The organism is Serratia sp. root2 (assembly GCF_031931805.1).
GTDB lineage: Bacteria > Pseudomonadota > Gammaproteobacteria > Enterobacterales > Enterobacteriaceae > Serratia > Serratia inhibens.
In genome coordinates this window covers 606,655-623,478 of record NZ_JAUJXB010000001.1, presented here as the reverse complement: position 1 = coordinate 623,478, position 16,824 = coordinate 606,655, and the positions used below count along the sequence as shown (strand labels likewise).

The window sequence follows — 16,824 nt, the reverse complement described above, 5'->3', positions numbered from 1 at the left end:
CTCATTCGCCTTACCCACAAGGCGTTATTGTCGCAGGCAGTTTGGGGGCGGGCGGCGCACAGGGAATGGAGCGTACACGCAGTACGTGACTGCCCCGAGCACTGCCCAACCTCAAAATGGCAAGAAAAATAGCCTGTACTCAAAACGGTGAGACATTTAAGAAGAAGCGCTGTAACCACCCCATGGTCTGCGCTTCGTTGATATAGCCGTTGCCGACATATTCAATGCGCGCGTCCGCCACCTGGGTGGAGGTGACCGAGTTATTGCCGCTGATGGTGCGCGGGTTAACCACTCCGGAGAAACGGATAAATTCGGTGCCCTGATTGATGGCGATCTGTTTTTCTCCCACCACGTGCAGGTTGCCGTTGACCAGCACCTGATTGACCGTGACGGTAATGGTGCCGCTGAAGGTATTGTTGGCGTTGGCTCCGCCCTTGCCGCCAAAGGTGCTGTCGCCGGAGATATCCATGTCGGCGCGCGCGTTGCCCAGCAGGCCGTCGAGATAGCGCGGCGACGTGGCGACGCCGAACTTGCTCGCCCCATTGCGGCTGGCGTTGGCGGAGGAGCTTTTGCTGGCGCTGACGTTCTCCTGCAACACGATGGTCAGGGTATCGCCGATATTGCGCGGACGGCGGTCTTCAAACAGCGGCTGATAGCCGTAATTCATCGGCTGCACCGTCTGGAAAATCGATCCGTTCGGCACCGGCGCCCCCGCCGGTGCCGGCTGCGCCGTGGTAGCGCCATCAACCAAGGGTTTATGCGGAATATAGGCGCAGCCGCTCAGCGTCAGCATCGCCATCGCCGCCAGCCAGCGCTTTCCTTGCTGCGGCGCGTTTGCCATCAGATATGTGGTTACCACGGGTATCGCCTTTGTTTCACGAAATAGGGTGACGGGCGCACCGACGGCGCCCATCAATTACAGTTGCGTCAGTTTTTGCAGCATCTGGTCGGACGTTGATACCGCTTTGCTGTTGATCTCGTAGGCGCGCTGAGTCTGGATCATGTTGACCAGCTCTTCCGCCACATTGACGTTAGAGGTTTCCACGTAACCCTGATAAAGCAGGCCCGCGCCGTTCAGCCCTGGCGTGCTCTCGTTCGGCGCGCCGGAACTTTCGGTTTCCTGGTACAGGTTCTCGCCCACGCTTTCCAGGCCGCTGTCATTGATAAAAGTGGTCAGGGTCAACTGGCCTACCTGCTGGGCGGCGGTCTGCCCCTGCTGGGTAACGCTGACGATGCCGTCACGGCCGACGGTAATGCTCAGGGCGTTGGCCGGAATGGTGATCGCCGGTTGCACCTGGAAACCGCTGGCGGTCACCAGTTGGCCGTTCTGATCGATCTGGAACGACCCGTCGCGGGTGTAGGCCTGGCTGCCATCCGGCAACATGACCTGGAAGAAACCCTGGCCTTTAATCGCCACGTCTTTGCTGTTGTTGGTCTGGGACAGGTTGCCCTGGCTGTGCAGGCGCTCGGTCGCCACCGGACGTACGCCCGTGCCGATCTGCAACCCGGACGGCAGCGTAGTCTGTTCGGAAGACTGCGCGCCCGGCTGGCGCATGGTTTGGTACAGCAGATCTTCAAATACCGCACGCTGGCGTTTGAAGCCGTTGGTGCTGACGTTCGCCAGGTTGTTGGCGATCACGTCCATATTGGTCTGCTGCGCATCCAGGCCGGTTTTGGCAATCCATAAAGAGGGGATCATGGGTGATTTCCTTGCTACTTAACTCAGTGATAACAACGAGTTGGCGCGCTGTTCATTTTCATCCACGCTGTGGATGACCTTCATCTGCATTTCAAAGCGACGGGCGTTGGCGATCATGTCGACCATGGTTTCCATCGGTTTGACGTTACTGCCTTCCAGTACGCCCGGCATCACCCGCACCAGCGGATCGTTTTGCAACTGATTGCCGCGTTGCTGTCGGGTTTCCGGCGTCAGGCGGAACAGCCCGTCGTCGCCGCGCATCACTTCACGCGCGTCGGCCTTCACCAGCTTCAGCCGACCGATCTGGGCGATGGTGTTCGGCGGATCGCCGGCGTTCAACGCCGAGATGGTGCCGTCGGCGGCGATGGTGATCTCCGCCGACGGCGGCACCTCAATCGGTCCGCCATCGCCCATCAGCGGCACGCCCTGCACCGTCAACTGCCCGGCGGAGGAGATCTGGATGTTACCGTTACGGGTGTAGGCTTCGCCGCCGTCCGGCAGGCTGACGGCCAGAAAACCGTCCTGCTGCAGCGCGACGTCCAGCGGGCGCGCGGTGTAGTTCAGCGCCCCCTGGCTCATGTCGGCCCCCGGCGTCGAAGCGGTGACCAGCGTACGCGTCGGCAAGCTAGGCCCATCCACCGGCACGGCACGCAGCGCCGAAAGTTGAGCACGAAAGCCCGGCGTCGATGCGTTGGCCAGATTGTTAGCGGTGACGGATTGTTGTTCCAGCGTCTGTCGCGCCGCGCCCATCGCGGTATAAATCGCGTGATCCATAAATCAATCCTATTAGCGCAGGCTGACCAGCGTCTGCAGGATGGAGTCCTGCGTTTTGATGGTCTGGGCGTTCGACTGGTAGTTACGTTGTGCGACGATCATGTTCACCAGTTCCTGGCTCAGATCGACGTTGGAGGCTTCCAGCGCACCGCTGGTCAGCTTGCCGAAACCGCCGCTGCCCGCCAGCCCTACGCGCGGTTGGCCGGATGCGCCGGTTTCTTGCCATACGTTATCGCCCTGCGAGGACAAGCCTTCCGGATTGGAGAAGTTGGTCAGTACGATTTGCCCCAGCAACTGGGTTTGCTGGTTGGAATAGATCCCCACGACGGTACCGTCATTGTTGATCTGGAAGTTGGTGTACTCGCCGGCGGTATAGCCGTCCTGCGACACCTTGCTGACCGAGTCGCTGCTGACGCTCTGTTGCATGCTCTTGGCAAAGCTCAGGCTGAAGTTTTGCGCCGGTGCGCCGTTGGTGGCGGACATCGGGATCAGCATGCTGAATTCACCGGTGGTGCCCTGTTTGCTGGTGGTGCCGACCAGGTTGCCGCTGGTATCGAACGCCATGGTGCCTGCGTCAGTCACCGGGGAACCGGGAATGTTGCCTTCCTGGGTGTACACCTGCCAGTTGTTGTCGGACGTCTTCACAAAGTAGGCATTGATGTTGTGCACATTGCCCAGCGAGTCATAGGCGGTGATCGAATTGACGTAGTTGTAGGAATCCTGCTTGGCGGGATCGAACGTCTTGTTATCCGGCACCTTATGGGTGGATTTCAGGTTGGCGACCATGGTGCCCGACGTGGTGGCCTTGGCGTTCATCATGCCTTCGGGAATGCTCAACGGCACCGGGTTGGCGCCCTGCTGAATGGTCGGCGGTGAGCCGGCCGCCGGGAAACCGGTCAGTTGCAGGCCCTGCATGTTGGTCAGATTGCGGTTTTCATCCAGCTTGAACTGGCCGTTGCGGCTGTAGAAAATGCCGCCGTCCTTGTCCTGCATGCGGAAGAAACCGTTGTCTGAAATGGCGACGTCCAGCGCACGGCTGGTGCCTGTCGTGGTGCCGCCCTTGAAGTTCTGAGTGATCCCCGCCACCTTGACGCCCAACCCGACCTGCGAGCCGGCGAACATGTCGGCAAAGGATACGGTGCCTGATTTAAAGCCGGACGTGGCGGAGTTAGCGATATTGTTACCGATCACGTCCAGATTGGTTGCCGCTGCGTTCAAACCGCTTACTGCCTGAGAAAAGGCCATGTCATTCTCCGAATAATGTGCAGGCTATCGTCCGATAACGCCTGAGAAACAAGTGATAGAGTTATAAAATCTGCCGAACGTCTTCCAGCGTCGCACTCCCCGCCAGGCCCAGATCCAGCTTCGCGCCGTCTGAACCGCGGATAACGCCATTGACCATGCCGAAGTGCAGGCTGCGCGCCACCAGTTGTTCGCCATTGCCCTTGGCGTTGATCGCCACGGTGTAGGCGCCGTCGGGTGCGGTGGTGCCGTCAGACAGGGAGCCGTCCCAGGTAAATGAGTGCACGCCGGCGGTCAGCCCGCCGATATCAATGGTGCGCACCGCTTTGCCGGTGGCGTCGGTGATGGTGGCGGTTACCGTATCGGCGGCGCGCTCCAGCTCAAGGCCAAACGGCGTGGTGCTGACCTTGCCGTCTTTGCTGCCGACCAGAATGTTGCTGCCGGGCACCATCACGCCGTGACCGATCAGTGCGGTCGCCTGCAACGACTGATTGCTGTTGATCTGGCCCGAGATCGACCCCAGCGTGGTATTGAGTTTTTCGATGCCCTGAACGGTGTTGATCTGCGCCAACTGGGTGGTCAGTTCATTGTTCTGCATCGGGTTGGTCGGATCCTGGTTTTTCAACTGCGCCACCAACAGCGTCAGGAAGTTGTTCTGCAGATCCTGGCTGGTGTTGTTTTTGGCGTTGACGCCGGTGACGGTGTTATCCAGCGATTCATTGGTGGTTGCGGCAATAGCCATGCAAAGCTCCGGTTACTGACCCAGCGTCAGGGTTTTCATCATCATCGACTTGGTGGTGTTGAGCACCTCGACGTTGGCCTGATAGCTGCGGGAGGCGGAAATGGTATTGACCATTTCGCTCACTACATCCACGTTCGGCATGCGTACATACCCTTTTCCGTCCGCCAACGGGTTACCCGGTTGATACACCAGGCGTTCCGGCGCAGGATCATCAACCACCTGCGATACGCGCACCCCGCCGGTGGGTTGCCCGGCGGCAGCGGCCACTTCAAATACCACTTGCTTGGCGCGGTAGGGTTCGCCGTCCGGGCCGGTGACGCTGTCGGCATTCGCCATGTTGCTGGCGCTGACGTTCATGCGCTGCGACTGGGCGGACAGCGCCGAGCCGGAGATATCGAAAATATTCAGTAGCGACATGCGCCTTATCCTTGTTGTAACACTGACATCATCCCTTTGATCTGACCGTTGATCAGCGTCAGGTCGGTCTGATACTTCAGGCTGTTATCGGCGAAATGGGTACGCTCGCGATCCATGTCTACCGTATTGCCGTCCATCGACGGCTGGTCCGGCACGCGGAACAGCAAATCGAGCTGCGGTGGCTGCATGTTTTGCGCGGGAATGTGGCGCGCAGACGTCATATTCAACGCGATGCCACTGCCGCTGGCGCGGCCCTGTGCCAGCACCTTGTTCAACTGGCCGGCGAAATCGATATCCCGCGCCTGATAGCCCGGTGTGTCTGCGTTGGCGATGTTAGCGGCCAAAATTTCTTGCCGCTGGGCGCGCAGATTCAGCGCCTCTTGACCAAAGCGCAGAGCAGCGTCCAGTTTGTCGATCATGCTCCCTCCGCGAGGTTAAAATTTGGAGCCGACAGCATAAACGCCCCTTCCGCCAGCCTATCGTGGGAATAAGGGCAAAATGCGTCGCTATTTGTCTGCTTAGCCTGCGCGCAGTCCGGGTAAACTTACCCGCACCCGATGGCGCTTGAGGAAGCGAAGATGAAAAGTAAAATGCTGCTGTTCGCCGCTCTGCTGTGCAGCCTGAACGCACGCGCCGACGATCTGGCGGCGCAGATCGATCGCTTCATCGGCAGCCAGTTCAACGGCAGCCCGGTGCAGGTCAAGGTGTTGGTGCGTACGCCGGCGGCCCAATGGCCACAGTGCGAGTTTCCGCAGCTGTCACTCGCGCCGAATGCCCGCCGCTGGGGCAATATCAGCGTTTCGGCGCGTTGTGGCCAGGATCGGCGTTTTATACAAACGCAGGTTCAGGTGATCGGCAACTACCTGGTGTCGGCCCGCGGCATCAGCGCCGGTACCCGGCTGACGGCAGCTGACGTGAAGCTGAAAAGCGGCCGGCTCGATACTCTGGCGCCGCGCACTCTTACCGAAGCGGGCAAGGCGATCGGTGCGGTCAGCCTGCGCAATATCAGCCCCGGCCAACCCCTGACCTTCGCCATGCTGCGCCGCGCCTGGGTGATCAAGGCCGGCCAGCCGGTGCAGGTGACGGCGCAAGGCACCGGGTTTAACATCAGCGGCGCAGGCAAAGCCATGAACAACGCCGCCGCCCAGGACAGCGTCCGCGTACGCATGGCTTCCGGACAAATCGTCAGCGGCATAGCCGATGGCGATGGCACGATCCGTATTGGGTTATAAAAAGGTAAAGGTTTATCAAAACCTGCCGATAAGAAAATCATAAGCAGACTTTTATTGGCCGCCAGGGCCACAAAAATATCAGCCATTGCCTTCGCGGCGACGGCATCGATGGAGATTGACCATGAGTATCGATCGCACCCAACGGCTGCAACCCGTTCCTACGGTGCAACCTCGTGAAACCGCGACTGAAAGCCCCCTTCAGCCGCGCAAAGCTGCCCAGACGGAAAGCACCGTCAGCGGCACCCAGGTAAAATTGAGCGACGCTCAAGCGCGCCTGATGCAACCGGGTACTCAGGATATTGATATGAGCCGGGTGGACGCTATCAAGCAGGCAATCCGCAACGGCGAATTGAAAATGGATGCCGGCAAAATTGCCGATGCGCTGCTGCAAGACGCGCAAAGCGATGCCCAATGGCTGTCAAACGGCAGCCGGCCGCCGAAGGCGTAGTCAGATGATGCAACCTGGGCTGCATTGCCCCTACGGCTGCGACGTGGAAAATCTAGGGACACTCTGAAGGTGATGAATCGCAATGGAAAACCTGGCGCAGCTGCTTGATAGTTTACTGGAAACCCTGAATGCCCTGGATAGTGCGCTGACGGAAGAGCATGATTTGCTTTGCTCCGGCCAATTGCCGGGGGTAGCGTTGCAGCGCGTTACCGACGTCAAAAGCCAGTTGCTGGCCACGGTCAACTACCTGGAGCAGCAACGGTTGGAACGAGAGCGCGCGCAAAGGCAACAGGCGCCCTATTCCGCCCACCCGCGTTTGGCGGACGCCTGGCAACAAGTACAGTTGCTCAGCAAAAAGTTGCGCGAGAAAAATCAGCATAATGGCCTGTTGCTCACTCAGCAGATTGACCATAACGCCCAGGCGTTGGCGATCCTCGGCAAGAACAACAAATCCCTTTATGGCCCGGATGGTCAGTCGCGCAGCGGCAGCCTGCTGGGGCGAAAAATCGGCGTTTAGGATCTTTTGACGAAGGGGGCAGACAGGCCCCCTTCGTTTTGCCATCTTCCTCTCAATTTTGGTTCATCCTGCTAAACATCTAAAATCTTCACGCGAAGTCCTTCGCATTCCGGTGAATCAGACTTTTTCGCCGTTCAAAACACGCTTCATACTGCCCCCATGGTTAATCCCTTGAAATACGCCCAAACTGGATATAGATTGCACAGGGAGTGCAGATATTGGATATTTACCTCACCAAGACTTTTTTGGCTTTCATGAAACGTAACCCCCTCGACGAGGCCAGAATAAGGTTGTCAGCCTACGAAATAAGTTGCCATCAATACGAGGCCAATCCAGGAGGCAACATATATAAAAAACGTATTCCCCGCCCCGGCAGTGGAAAACGTAGCAGTTACCGAGCCCTGGTTGCCTCGGATATCAAGCTGAAGTGTTTTTTCATGCAGGGTTACGCCAAAAATGAGCAACAAAGCCTCCCCCGGATTGAATTACAAACCCTTAAGGCCAGAGCCAATGTTTTATTTAACTACTCAATCTATCAATTGCACCAATTAGTAAAATGTAATGAATTAAGGAGAATTTATTATGAGTAAGATACTCGCTGAAATTCACCAGGAAATGAAAAGTCTATACGACAAAGGTTTTTTGGACGAAGCAACCATGGGCGGTTTTGATCTGCTGTGCAAAAAAAGAGTTAAAAATTACAGCCCAAACCAAATCAAAAGATTACGCATGCGTGAAAAGGTCAGCTCACACACCTTTTCCGCCTATTTAAATGTCGATTATGAAATCGTGGAAGCATGGGAACGTGGCGAAGCGCGGCCTGATTCCGCCGCGATGAAACTGCTTTCGCTGGTCGATCACAACGGGTTGGCGATTCTGGCCTAGGCTGCGTCCACCCTTTTCCCTGATGCCGTCACGGCTTATACATCACTGATAATTCACAATCACCTGATTGCTAATCACCCGCAGCGGCGGATTCAGCCCGTCGCGCGCCTGCACGTAATAGACAAAGCGCAATTCGGCATTGGCCGGTTCCCCGTTCAACCCGTTGCTGCTGCCACTGCCGCCGCCCAACGCAATGCAACGGGTCAGCGTACAAAGCTGCACCTGCAAACCAGCAGGTTCGGCGGCCAGCAACCGGTAGCGCCAACTGACGCTGGTGATGCGCGCATTCGGGTCCGGCAACGCGTAAGGGCTGCGCAAGCCAGGCGATTCGCCGCGTATGCCGCCATATTCCAGCGTAGCGCCAATGCTGTCGGCCACCCAGGATCCCGACACCGCCTGCGCGCCAGGCGGCGCCAACAGGCAGATCAACGGCAAACAGTGTTTCATTATGCGGCTCCAATGGTCGATGTCATGCGGATTTGGCGGTCGTCGTTGATTTCCAGATTAGACAACACCACCATCTGCGGCAGGCTGCGGCGCAGAAAGCGCGCCAACAACGCCCGCAGCGCGTGGTTCACCAGCAGCACCGGCGGCGCGCTGAGCATTTCTTGCCGCTGCAACGCCTGTTTGGCCTGATCCAGCAGGCGATCCGCCAGCCCCGGCTCCAATCCGCCACCGCCCTGCAACGCCTGTAACAACAAGCGCTCGAGCTGGGTGTCCAGACCAATGACCTGAATTTCGCCATTGCCCGGGAACCATTGCTGGGTGATCGCCCGCCCCAACGCAACCCGCACCACGGTGGTCAGCTCGTAGGGGTCGGTTTGTGACGGCGCATGCTCCGCCAGCGTTTCGATAATGGTGCGCATATCGCGGATCGAGACCCTTTCCGCCAGCAGGTTCTGCAATACCTTATGCAAGGTGGTCAGCGACACCACGCCCGGCACGAAATCTTCGGTCAATTTCGGTATATCCTGCGCTACGCGATCCAGCAACTGCTGGGTTTCTTGCCGACCAAACAGCTCGCTGGCGAACTGCCCAATCAAATGATTGAGGTGGGTCGCCACCACGGTGCTGGCTTCCACCACGGTAAAGCCCTGGATCTGCGCCTGCTCGCGCAGCGCGCTGTCGATCCATACCGCTTCCAGCCCGAAGGCCGGATCGACGGTTTTATCCCCCGGTAATTCGCCCACCGCATTGCCGGGGTTAATCGCCAGCCAGCGCCCCGGTTGCGCCTCACCGCTGCCGATTTCTACGCCCTTCATCAGGATCCGGTAGCCGGCCGGCGGCAACTCGAGGTTATCGCGGATATGCACCACCGGCGGCAGGTAGCCCATCTCCTGGGCGAATTTTTTACGGATGCCGCGAATACGGCCCAGCAATTCACCATTCTGTTGGAAATCCACCATTGGGATCAGCCGGTAACCCACCTCCATGCCCAGCGGATCTTCCAGTTGTACGTCTGACCAACTGGCCTCCACCGCCTGCGGATTATCCTGCGCCAACGGTGCCTCCTGCACCTTCGGTGCTTGCTGATCGCGCCCGCGCAGCCACCAGGCCAGCCCCAACAGGGCGGCGGTAAACAGCAGGAACACCAGGTTCGGCATGCCCGGCACCAGGCCCAACAGGCCGAGCACCGCAGCGCTGAGCAACATCACGCGCGGGTTGTTGAACAGTTGGCCGACCATCTGCTCGCCCACGTCCTGATCGGTCGCCACGCGAGTCACGATAACGCCGGCGGCAGTCGAAATCACCAGCGCCGGTATCTGCGCCACCAGGCCGTCACCGATAGTCAGCAAGGTGTAAGTTTCCGCCGCCGTACCCAGTTCCATGCCGTGCTGGATCACCCCGACCAACAAGCCGCCGACCACGTTTAACATCATGATCATCAGACCGGCGACCGCATCGCCGCGCACGAACTTACTGGCACCGTCCATCGAACCGTAGAAGTCCGCTTCCTGCGTGACCTCAGAGCGACGTTTTTTCGCCTCTTCTTCACCGATCAAACCGGCGTTGAGATCGGCATCGATCGCCATCTGCTTGCCCGGCATGCCATCCAGCACAAAGCGCGCACCCACTTCGGCGATACGCCCGGCACCCTTGGTGATGACCATAAAGTTGATCAGCACCAAAATAATGAACACCACGATGCCGATGGCGAAGTTGCCGCCGACCAGGAAGTGGCCGAAGGCCTCCACCACGCGGCCGGCGGCGGCAGATCCGGTATGCCCTTCCATCAGGATGATGCGCGTCGAGGCCACGTTGAGCGACAGGCGCAACAGGGTCGAGAACAGCAAAATGGTGGGGAATGCGGCGAATTCCAGCGTGCGCTGGGTAAACATCGCTACCAGCAATACCATGATCGATAAGGCAATATTGAAGGTGAACAACAAATCGAGAATAAATGCCGGCAACGGCAGCACCATCATCGACAGGATCATCAGGATCAGGATCGGGCCGGCCAGTACCTGCCACTGCGTATCTTTAAAACTGCCCGGCAAACGAAGCAAGGCGGCTAAATTAGCCATTAGAGTTACTCTCTCCAGCAAAATCCAGTGCTTCCGGCACCGGTAAACGTTCAGGTTTTTTCGGGATCAGGCCGCCTTCGCGCCGCCAGCGTCGCAGTTGGTAAACCCAGGCCAAAACTTCGGCCACGGCGGCATACAGGGTGGCCGGGATGTGTTGTCCAATCTCACTGTGCCGATACAGCGCACGCGCCAGCGGCGGTGCTTCCAGCATCGGAATGCGGTGTTCCGCGCCCAGCTCGCGAATGCGCAGCGCAATTTCGCCGGCGCCTTTGGCCAGCACTTTCGGTGCGCTCATTTTTTGGTCGTTATACTGCAACGCCACGGCGTAATGCGTCGGGTTGGTGACTATCACGTCGGCTTTCGGCACGTCGGCCATCATGCGGCGTCGGGCAATAGCGCGCTGCTGCTGGCGAATACGGCCTTTAACGTGCGGATCGCCTTCCTGATCCTTGAACTCGTCGCGGATGTCCTGCTTGGTCATTTTCAGCTTTTTGAAGTGGCTCCACAGTTGGTAAAACACATCAAACGCCACCATCGGCGTCAGCCCGAGTACCACCAGCAGGCCGCAGAAAATGATCATTCGCAGCGCATTGCCGAGCGCATCGAGCGGCTGTTGCGTCACCAGATGCAGCATCTCCGCCCAGTTGTGCCACAGGTACAACCCGGTGATCCACCCCACCAACGTCGCCTTCAAAATGCCCTTAAGCAGTTCCGCCAGCACCTGGCTGGAAAATATTCGCTTCAGCCCCGACAGCGGGTTCAGGCGCTTGAGATCGAACTTGAGCGATTTACCGCTCAGCAGCAGGCCGCCCAGCAGCATCGGCGCCGTCAGCGCTACCAGCGCCAACCCGGCCATGATCGGCAGCAGCGCCCACACCGCTTGCCGCAGCAGCATGCCCAGTTGGCGCAGCATCTGTTTGTCGTTGCTGACCATCGCGTGATCGAAATTCAGCCCCTGGGTCAGCATCGCCGCCAGCTGCTGCGCCATGTTGCCGCCGGCCACCCAGATGATCGACAGGCCAGCGACCAGCATCAACACCGATGTCAGTTCGCGCGAACGCGGGATCTGGCCATCCTCGCGCGCCTTTTCCACCCGGTGGGGCGTGGGGGCTTCGCTTTTCTCCAGATCGCTGTCTTCAGCCACGAGCGAGGTTCCTGTGCCAGGGGGGAATAAAATTGCGGCCAGCATGCCAAAAAAATGCTGATTTCATTGATGGAACAACGGGGGAAAAGGCGGGTTATTTGGGGGATGAGGAGGAAGCGCAAGCATTGCGCCCACATGCGGCATCTGGGGCGCAATAATGTGCGCCCCAGAAAGCGTCAGAAACCGAGGCTGTCGAGCAGGTCATCTACCTGCGCCTGGTTGGCGATAACGCCGGCGCCGTTTTGATCGAGCTGCGGGCCGTTGAGCAGACTGTCGTTCGGTTTTTTCTCCTTCGCCGGCTGTTCAGGAATATTTTCCATCAGCACCATCAGCAGCTGCTTTTCGATCTCCTGTACCACATCCATCATGCGTTTTATCACCTGCCCGGTCAGATCCTGGAAATCCTGCGCCATCATGATTTCCAGCAACTGGGCGTTGGTGAACGCAGTATGCTCCGGCACCTGCTCCAGATACTGGCGGGTGTCGGTGACCAGCGAGCGCGCATCGGCCAATTCGATCGGATCGGCAAACCAGTCGTCCCAGCGCCCTTTAAGAGCTTTGGCCTCTGACTCCAACTCCGCCTGGCGCGGTTGCGCCGCCTCCACGCAGTTCAACGCCCGTTCCGCCGCCTGCGCCGTCATGGTGACCACGTAATCAAGCCGATCGCGTGCATCCGGGATTGCCTCTGCCGCCTGGGCGATCGCCTGATCGAGCCCCAGTTCACGCATGCTGTCGCGCAACATGCGCGTCAGTTGACCAATGCGGGAGATTATCTCTCCCGCGGTCGCCGCATCGCTGGCAGGCATTGGAATGTCTCTCATCACCCTCTCCTTACATGCCCAGTTTTTCAAAGATCTTATTGAGCTTTTCTTCCAGCGTCGCCGCCGTAAAAGGTTTCACCACGTAACCGCTGGCCCCGGCCTGCGCCGCTGCGATAATGTTTTCTTTTTTGGCTTCCGCCGTCACCATCAGCACCGGCATAGACGCCAATGCGCCATCGGCGCGGATGGTCTGCAACAGTTCGAGGCCGTCCATGTTCGGCATGTTCCAGTCGGACACCACGAAATCGAAACCGCCGGCGCGCAGCTTGTTCAGCGCATCCGCGCCGTCTTCAGCCTCTTCAACATTGTTAAAGCCCAACTCTTTCAGCAAATTTCTGACGATGCGACGCATAGTGGAGAAATCGTCCACTACCAGAAATCTGAGGTTCTTATCTGCCATGTTCACTCCCAAGGTTTACCTAATCCAAACAACAGCCAGCCTCACGGCAGCTGTTCGCTATAACCCCCTATATACCCTATGAATTTCGAGTTGGCCGCTCTAGCGTATCCATGCGCTCGCGGCATTCGTACATCCCTGTACAGCACAGCTAGGCGACCAGCTCGCTCATCCTCAGGAGCTTACTCAAGTAAGTGACTGGGGTGAGCGACAAATCTGTCGGGAACAGATTTGAACGCTGCTCGCAGCGGCCCCGCAGGGGCAAGCCCCACGGATGGGGCTTGTAAGCAGGTAACAACGCTGCGGCTCGAAAGGCGACGGGTATAATTAAGGGTAAAAATCAAATACGCAGCGCCTGGCCACCGGCAATCTGCGCCAGCATGCGCTGGCTCATGCGATCCAGCTCCACCACCTCGTTCACCCCGCCGGTGGCGATAGCCTCGCGCGGCATGCCGAACACCACGCAACTGGCCTCGTTCTGCGCCAGGGTATAAGCGCCGGCGCGGTGCATTTCCAGCATGCCCGCCGCCCCGTCATTGCCCATGCCGGTCAGGATCACGCCCACCGCATTACGCCCGGCGTGCTGCGCGACAGAGCGGAACAGCACATCCACCGAAGGCCGATGGCGGTTGACCGGCGGGCCGTCATTCAGCTTCACCTGATAGTTGGCACCGCTGCGCGACAGTTCCAGATGGCGATCGCCCGGCGCGATATAGGCATGACCCGGCAGCACGCGTTCACCGTCCTCGGCTTCTTTCACCGTGATCTGGCACAGCTTGTTCAACCGCTCGGCAAACGAACGGGTAAAACCCGGCGGCATATGCTGGGTGATCAACAGCGCCGGGCTGGTGACAGGCAGCGGTTGCAACACCTGACGGATCGCTTCGGTACCGCCGGTGGAGGCGCCGATGGCAATCAGCTTTTCGCTGCTCAGCAGCGGCGTATGACTAAGGATCGCCGGTGCCGGGCTGTTGGAACGTTGCGGCAGCCGCGCCTTGGCCGCCGTACGGATTTTCTCGGCAATCAGTTCGCTGTAAGCCAGCATGCCTTCGCGGATACCCAACTGCGGTTTGGTGACGAAATCCACCGCCCCCAGCTCCAGCGCGCGCAGGGTGATTTCCGATCCTTTACCGGTCAGAGACGACACCATCACCACCGGCATCGGCCGCAAGCGCATCAGCTTTTCCAGAAAATCCAGACCGTCCATGCGCGGCATTTCGACGTCCAGCGTCAGCACCTGCGGATTAAACTTTTTGATCATGTCGCGCGCCACCAGCGGATCCGGCGCGGTCGCTACCATCTCCATATCGGGATGGCTGTTCACAATTTCGGTCATCAACTGCCGCATCAGGGCCGAATCGTCTACGCTCAATACTCTGATTTTACTCATTACCTCTCCTTGGTCAGGCCATACACGGTCTGCCCACGCAAGTAGAAATCCCGGCTGATCTGGCTGAAATTCTCGGAGTGACCGGCAAACATCAGGCCCCCCGGTTTAAGCAAGGGCACGAAGCGGCGCAGGATGCGTTCCTGCGTCGCCTTATCGAAATAGATCATCACGTTGCGGCAAAAAATGGCGTCAAACTGCCCCGGCAGCGCCCATTCCGGCGCCAGCAGGTTGAGCGGTTGGAAATTCACCTGCGCCGCCAGTTCCGGCCGTACCCGCACCAACCCCTGATGCGGCCCGGTACCACGCAGAAAATAGCGCTGCATCTGCGCCGGCGTCAGGGTGCGCAGATCTTCGTGGCGGTAAACGCCGGCTTCGGCCTTTTCCAACACCTGGGTATCGATATCGCTGGCCCATACCTGGCAACCGCCGGCACGTTGCCCCAGCACTTCACTCAGGGTGATGGCGATCGAGTACGGCTCTTCCCCGGTAGAGGCCGCCGTGCTCCACACGCTATAGCCGTTGGGCCGTTGGCGCGCATGCTCAGCCAGGATCGGGAAGTGGTGCGCCTCGCGGAAAAATGCCGTCAGGTTGGTGGTCAGCGCATTGATAAACGCCTGCCATTCGGCGCTGTTCGGATCGCTTTCCAGCAGCGCCAGGTAATCGCCGAAATCGTTCAGCCCCAGCAACCGCAGGCGGCGCACCAGGCGGTTGTAGACCATCTCGCGCTTGTGCTCCGCCAGCACAATGCCGGCGCGCTGGTAAATCAGTTGGCTGATACGCCGAAAATGCACGTCCAGCAACGGCAGGCGCTGGACCATCTGCGTCAGCAAGGATCCAGGATCACGGTTAGGGGTCGACGGCGCCTGTTTCATACCCAATGACTCATAAAAAACGTGCTGCTTATGCGGTTTGACAATCTGGGGCTTCCTTTACCACGGGTGAAATTGCGTCTTGATTGTTGCCCGGCGCGGCGAAGTTATCGTCCGCCAGACGGAATACCGACACCGCGTCGGCCAGGGTAATCGCCTGATCTTCCAGCGCGGCCGCCGCCGAGGCGGCTTCCTCCACCAATGCGGCGTTCTGCTGGGTCACCTGATCCATCTGGGTCACCGCCTGCGTGACCTGTTCGATGCCGCGGCTCTGTTCATCGGACGCCGAAGCGATTTCACCCATGATGTCGGTAACCCGGGTGACCGAACGCACGATGTCCTGCATGGTGGCGCCGGAGTTTTCCACCAGCACCGAGCCCTGTTTCACGCGGCTGACCGACTCGTCGATCAGACCTTTGATTTCTTTTGCCGCCTGCGCACTGCGGCTGGCTAAATTGCGCACTTCACCGGCCACCACGGCAAAACCGCGTCCCTGTTCGCCGGCGCGCGCCGCTTCCACCGCCGCGTTCAGCGCCAGGATGTTGGTCTGGAAAGCAATGCCGTCGATCACGCTGGTAATGGCGCCAATTTTCTGCGAACTGCTGGCGATATCCTGCATGGTAGTCACCACGTCACCGGCCAATGCGCCCCCCTTGGCCGCCGTTGCTGAGGCATCGCGCGCCAGTTGCGACGCCTGGCGTGCGTTGTCGGCATTCTGCTTCACCGTGGCGGTCAACTGCTCCATGCTGGCGGCGGTTTCTTCCAGCGAGGCAGCCTGCTGTTCGGTACGTGAAGAGAGATCGTTGTTGCCCTCGGAGATTTCCTGCAGGCCAATCAGAATGGATTCCGCGCCATCGCGCACCGCACCGACGGTGCCAATCAGCGAATGCTGCATGCGCTGCAGGCTGGCGAACAGTTGGCTGATTTCATTGCGGCCATAGACCTGGATCGGCGTAGCCAGGTCGCCGCCGGCGATGCGGTCAAAATGACTGCGCATAATATTCAGCGGGTGCACCAACATATTGCGCAGCCACCACAGAGCGCTGCCGGTCACCACGATCAGCATCAGCACCGCACCGCCCACCAACCAGCCGGACAGGGTGAAGGAGCGCTGATTGGCGGCGTTGGCTTCGGCGACGTTGGCGTTCACCAATTGCAGATACTGGACAAAGTCGGCCTCAAACAGGTCCTGGGTTTTCTGCGTCGGCTGGTCCATAAACGCCTGCAGATTGTTGTTCTCCAGGAAGCCAATCAGCTCACGCAGCGCGCTACGCAGCCGATCATAGCTGGCCTGGGTAGTTTCGGTCAGTTGCTGTTCCTGCTCGCTGTGGCGCGGTACCGCCAGGAACTGGTTGAAATAGAGATCGGCTTTCTGCAATGAACTGCGCGCATTGCCCATCAACGCATTCACCTGATCTTGCGGCAGCTTGAGCGCCGAACGGGTGCCGGCGCGGTTCAGCGTATTGCGGGCCTGCAACAATGAGACCCAGCTCAGGCTGAGGGCATCGCGCTGCTGGCTGCCTAGCGTGATCAGATTGAGATTGTGGTGATCGGAACGGAAAGCGGTGTACGACAAGCCGCTGGTGGCCAACTGCATAACACAAAAAGTCATCAACAACAGAAACAGACTGGTAGAGACGCGGATTCGGTTAAACACTGTGAACCTCCTTGCAGCCGGCCGACGGCCAGCTTACGACGGGGAATAAGCCTCCCCCGGAACGG

20 protein-coding genes are annotated in these 16,824 nt (G+C 59.0%); 5 read left to right on the top strand and 15 right to left on the bottom strand.

The genetic code is table 11. The features are described from left to right. Positions 1-139: 139 nt before the first annotated feature. The 7 genes from flgH to flgB form a co-directional block, all read right to left on the bottom strand. Positions 140-841: a flagellar basal body L-ring protein FlgH gene (flgH, locus tag QZQ97_RS02935; protein ID WP_064799270.1), complete on the bottom strand. Its 702-nt coding sequence runs from the start codon at positions 839-841 to the stop codon at positions 140-142. A 75-nt stretch (positions 842-916) separates the two neighbouring features. Next, the gene (flgG, locus tag QZQ97_RS02930) at positions 917-1,699 is read right to left on the bottom strand and encodes a flagellar basal-body rod protein FlgG (RefSeq protein ID WP_004946081.1); all 783 of its coding nucleotides are present in this window, start codon (positions 1,697-1,699) and stop codon (positions 917-919) included. An 18-nt stretch (positions 1,700-1,717) separates the two neighbouring features. Continuing rightward, positions 1,718-2,473, bottom strand: coding sequence for a flagellar basal body rod protein FlgF (locus tag QZQ97_RS02925; RefSeq protein WP_311992180.1), 756 nt, complete (start codon positions 2,471-2,473; stop codon positions 1,718-1,720). 12 nt (positions 2,474-2,485) lie between these two features. Beyond that, positions 2,486-3,718 carry a flagellar hook protein FlgE gene (gene flgE, locus QZQ97_RS02920; RefSeq protein WP_311992179.1) on the bottom strand — a complete coding sequence of 411 codons (1,233 nt, stop codon included), beginning with the start codon at positions 3,716-3,718 and terminating at the stop codon, positions 2,486-2,488. 61 nt (positions 3,719-3,779) lie between these two features. Further along, positions 3,780-4,457 carry a flagellar hook assembly protein FlgD gene (gene flgD, locus QZQ97_RS02915; RefSeq protein WP_006321445.1) on the bottom strand — a complete coding sequence of 226 codons (678 nt, stop codon included), beginning with the start codon at positions 4,455-4,457 and terminating at the stop codon, positions 3,780-3,782. Positions 4,458-4,469: 12 nt separating this feature from the next. Next, a complete protein-coding gene (gene flgC, locus QZQ97_RS02910; protein WP_004946094.1) occupies positions 4,470-4,874 on the bottom strand; it encodes a flagellar basal body rod protein FlgC in 405 nt (134 codons plus the stop codon). Positions 4,875-4,879: 5 nt separating this feature from the next. Continuing rightward, complete coding sequence (flgB, locus tag QZQ97_RS02905) at positions 4,880-5,293, bottom strand: flagellar basal body rod protein FlgB (protein WP_311992178.1); 414 nt, start codon at positions 5,291-5,293, stop codon at positions 4,880-4,882. Between the two features lie 159 nt (positions 5,294-5,452). On the opposite strand from flgB, the gene flgA reads away from it, so the two are divergent. From flgA to QZQ97_RS02880, 5 genes are all read left to right on the top strand, one after another. Continuing rightward, positions 5,453-6,106, top strand: coding sequence for a flagellar basal body P-ring formation chaperone FlgA (gene flgA, locus QZQ97_RS02900; protein ID WP_311992177.1), 654 nt, complete (start codon positions 5,453-5,455; stop codon positions 6,104-6,106). Between the two features lie 121 nt (positions 6,107-6,227). Further along, positions 6,228-6,554 (top strand): flagellar biosynthesis anti-sigma factor FlgM, encoded by a 327-nt coding sequence (gene flgM, locus QZQ97_RS02895; protein ID WP_311992176.1) that lies wholly within the window; start codon positions 6,228-6,230, stop codon positions 6,552-6,554. 82 nt (positions 6,555-6,636) lie between these two features. Continuing rightward, entirely contained in the window at positions 6,637-7,071 is a 435-nt protein-coding gene (locus QZQ97_RS02890; protein WP_311992175.1) for a flagella synthesis protein FlgN, read from the top strand. Between the two features lie 218 nt (positions 7,072-7,289). Further along, positions 7,290-7,661 (top strand): type II toxin-antitoxin system RelE/ParE family toxin, encoded by a 372-nt coding sequence (locus QZQ97_RS02885; protein ID WP_311992174.1) that lies wholly within the window; start codon positions 7,290-7,292, stop codon positions 7,659-7,661. After that, positions 7,654-7,956: a helix-turn-helix domain-containing protein gene (locus tag QZQ97_RS02880; protein ID WP_311992173.1), complete on the top strand. Its 303-nt coding sequence runs from the start codon at positions 7,654-7,656 to the stop codon at positions 7,954-7,956. Before QZQ97_RS02885 ends, QZQ97_RS02880 begins: the two co-directional genes overlap by 8 nt. A gap of 42 nt (positions 7,957-7,998) precedes the next feature. On the opposite strand, the gene QZQ97_RS02875 is transcribed toward QZQ97_RS02880, so the two are convergent. The 8 genes from QZQ97_RS02875 to QZQ97_RS02840 all read right to left on the bottom strand — a co-directional run bounded on the left by QZQ97_RS02875 (position 7,999) and on the right by QZQ97_RS02840 (position 16,759). Next, positions 7,999-8,403, bottom strand: coding sequence for a flagellar protein FlhE (locus QZQ97_RS02875; protein WP_311992172.1), 405 nt, complete (start codon positions 8,401-8,403; stop codon positions 7,999-8,001). Continuing rightward, complete coding sequence (gene flhA, locus QZQ97_RS02870) at positions 8,403-10,481, bottom strand: flagellar biosynthesis protein FlhA (RefSeq protein WP_311992171.1); 2,079 nt, start codon at positions 10,479-10,481, stop codon at positions 8,403-8,405. The genes QZQ97_RS02875 and flhA overlap by 1 nt, the downstream gene beginning before the upstream one ends. Next, the gene (gene flhB / locus QZQ97_RS02865) at positions 10,474-11,625 is read right to left on the bottom strand and encodes a flagellar biosynthesis protein FlhB (RefSeq protein WP_311992170.1); all 1,152 of its coding nucleotides are present in this window, start codon (positions 11,623-11,625) and stop codon (positions 10,474-10,476) included. The genes flhA and flhB overlap by 8 nt, the downstream gene beginning before the upstream one ends. A gap of 176 nt (positions 11,626-11,801) precedes the next feature. Beyond that, entirely contained in the window at positions 11,802-12,446 is a 645-nt protein-coding gene (gene cheZ, locus QZQ97_RS02860; protein WP_311992169.1) for a protein phosphatase CheZ, read from the bottom strand. Positions 12,447-12,456: 10 nt separating this feature from the next. After that, complete coding sequence (gene cheY / locus QZQ97_RS02855) at positions 12,457-12,846, bottom strand: chemotaxis response regulator CheY (protein ID WP_311992168.1); 390 nt, start codon at positions 12,844-12,846, stop codon at positions 12,457-12,459. Positions 12,847-13,183: 337 nt separating this feature from the next. Continuing rightward, positions 13,184-14,233, bottom strand: coding sequence for a protein-glutamate methylesterase/protein-glutamine glutaminase (locus QZQ97_RS02850; RefSeq protein WP_311992167.1), 1,050 nt, complete (start codon positions 14,231-14,233; stop codon positions 13,184-13,186). Then, positions 14,233-15,105, bottom strand: a complete 873-nt coding sequence (gene cheR, locus QZQ97_RS02845) for a protein-glutamate O-methyltransferase CheR (protein WP_311992166.1) — start codon at positions 15,103-15,105, stop codon at positions 14,233-14,235. The genes QZQ97_RS02850 and cheR overlap by 1 nt, the downstream gene beginning before the upstream one ends. 28 nt (positions 15,106-15,133) lie before the next feature. Then, positions 15,134-16,759, bottom strand: coding sequence for a methyl-accepting chemotaxis protein (locus QZQ97_RS02840; protein WP_311992165.1), 1,626 nt, complete (start codon positions 16,757-16,759; stop codon positions 15,134-15,136). Positions 16,760-16,824: the final 65 nt, after the last annotated feature.

Excerpts from the sequence above, each read along its gene's own strand:
- QZQ97_RS02875 (WP_311992172.1), bottom strand. The coding sequence starts at position 8,403 with ATGAAACACTGTTTGCCGTTGATCTGCCTGTTGGCGCCGCCTGGCGCG.
- QZQ97_RS02880 (WP_311992173.1), top strand. The coding sequence starts at position 7,654 with ATGAGTAAGATACTCGCTGAAATTCACCAGGAAATGAAAAGTCTATAC.
- cheR (WP_311992166.1), bottom strand. The coding sequence starts at position 15,105 with ATGAAACAGGCGCCGTCGACCCCTAACCGTGATCCTGGATCCTTGCTG.
- QZQ97_RS02925 (WP_311992180.1), bottom strand. The coding sequence starts at position 2,473 with ATGGATCACGCGATTTATACCGCGATGGGCGCGGCGCGACAGACGCTG.
- QZQ97_RS02850 (WP_311992167.1), bottom strand. The coding sequence starts at position 14,233 with ATGAGTAAAATCAGAGTATTGAGCGTAGACGATTCGGCCCTGATGCGG.
- cheZ (WP_311992169.1), bottom strand. The coding sequence starts at position 12,446 with ATGAGAGACATTCCAATGCCTGCCAGCGATGCGGCGACCGCGGGAGAG.
- flgM (WP_311992176.1), top strand. The coding sequence starts at position 6,228 with ATGAGTATCGATCGCACCCAACGGCTGCAACCCGTTCCTACGGTGCAA.
- flgH (WP_064799270.1), bottom strand. The coding sequence starts at position 841 with ATGGCAAACGCGCCGCAGCAAGGAAAGCGCTGGCTGGCGGCGATGGCG.
- flgG (WP_004946081.1), bottom strand. The coding sequence starts at position 1,699 with ATGATCCCCTCTTTATGGATTGCCAAAACCGGCCTGGATGCGCAGCAG.
- QZQ97_RS02890 (WP_311992175.1), top strand. The coding sequence starts at position 6,637 with ATGGAAAACCTGGCGCAGCTGCTTGATAGTTTACTGGAAACCCTGAAT.
- flgC (WP_004946094.1), bottom strand. The coding sequence starts at position 4,874 with ATGTCGCTACTGAATATTTTCGATATCTCCGGCTCGGCGCTGTCCGCC.
- flgE (WP_311992179.1), bottom strand. The coding sequence starts at position 3,718 with ATGGCCTTTTCTCAGGCAGTAAGCGGTTTGAACGCAGCGGCAACCAAT.
- flhA (WP_311992171.1), bottom strand. The coding sequence starts at position 10,481 with ATGGCTAATTTAGCCGCCTTGCTTCGTTTGCCGGGCAGTTTTAAAGAT.
- flgB (WP_311992178.1), bottom strand. The coding sequence starts at position 5,293 with ATGATCGACAAACTGGACGCTGCTCTGCGCTTTGGTCAAGAGGCGCTG.
- flgD (WP_006321445.1), bottom strand. The coding sequence starts at position 4,457 with ATGGCTATTGCCGCAACCACCAATGAATCGCTGGATAACACCGTCACC.
- flgA (WP_311992177.1), top strand. The coding sequence starts at position 5,453 with ATGAAAAGTAAAATGCTGCTGTTCGCCGCTCTGCTGTGCAGCCTGAAC.
- cheY (WP_311992168.1), bottom strand. The coding sequence starts at position 12,846 with ATGGCAGATAAGAACCTCAGATTTCTGGTAGTGGACGATTTCTCCACT.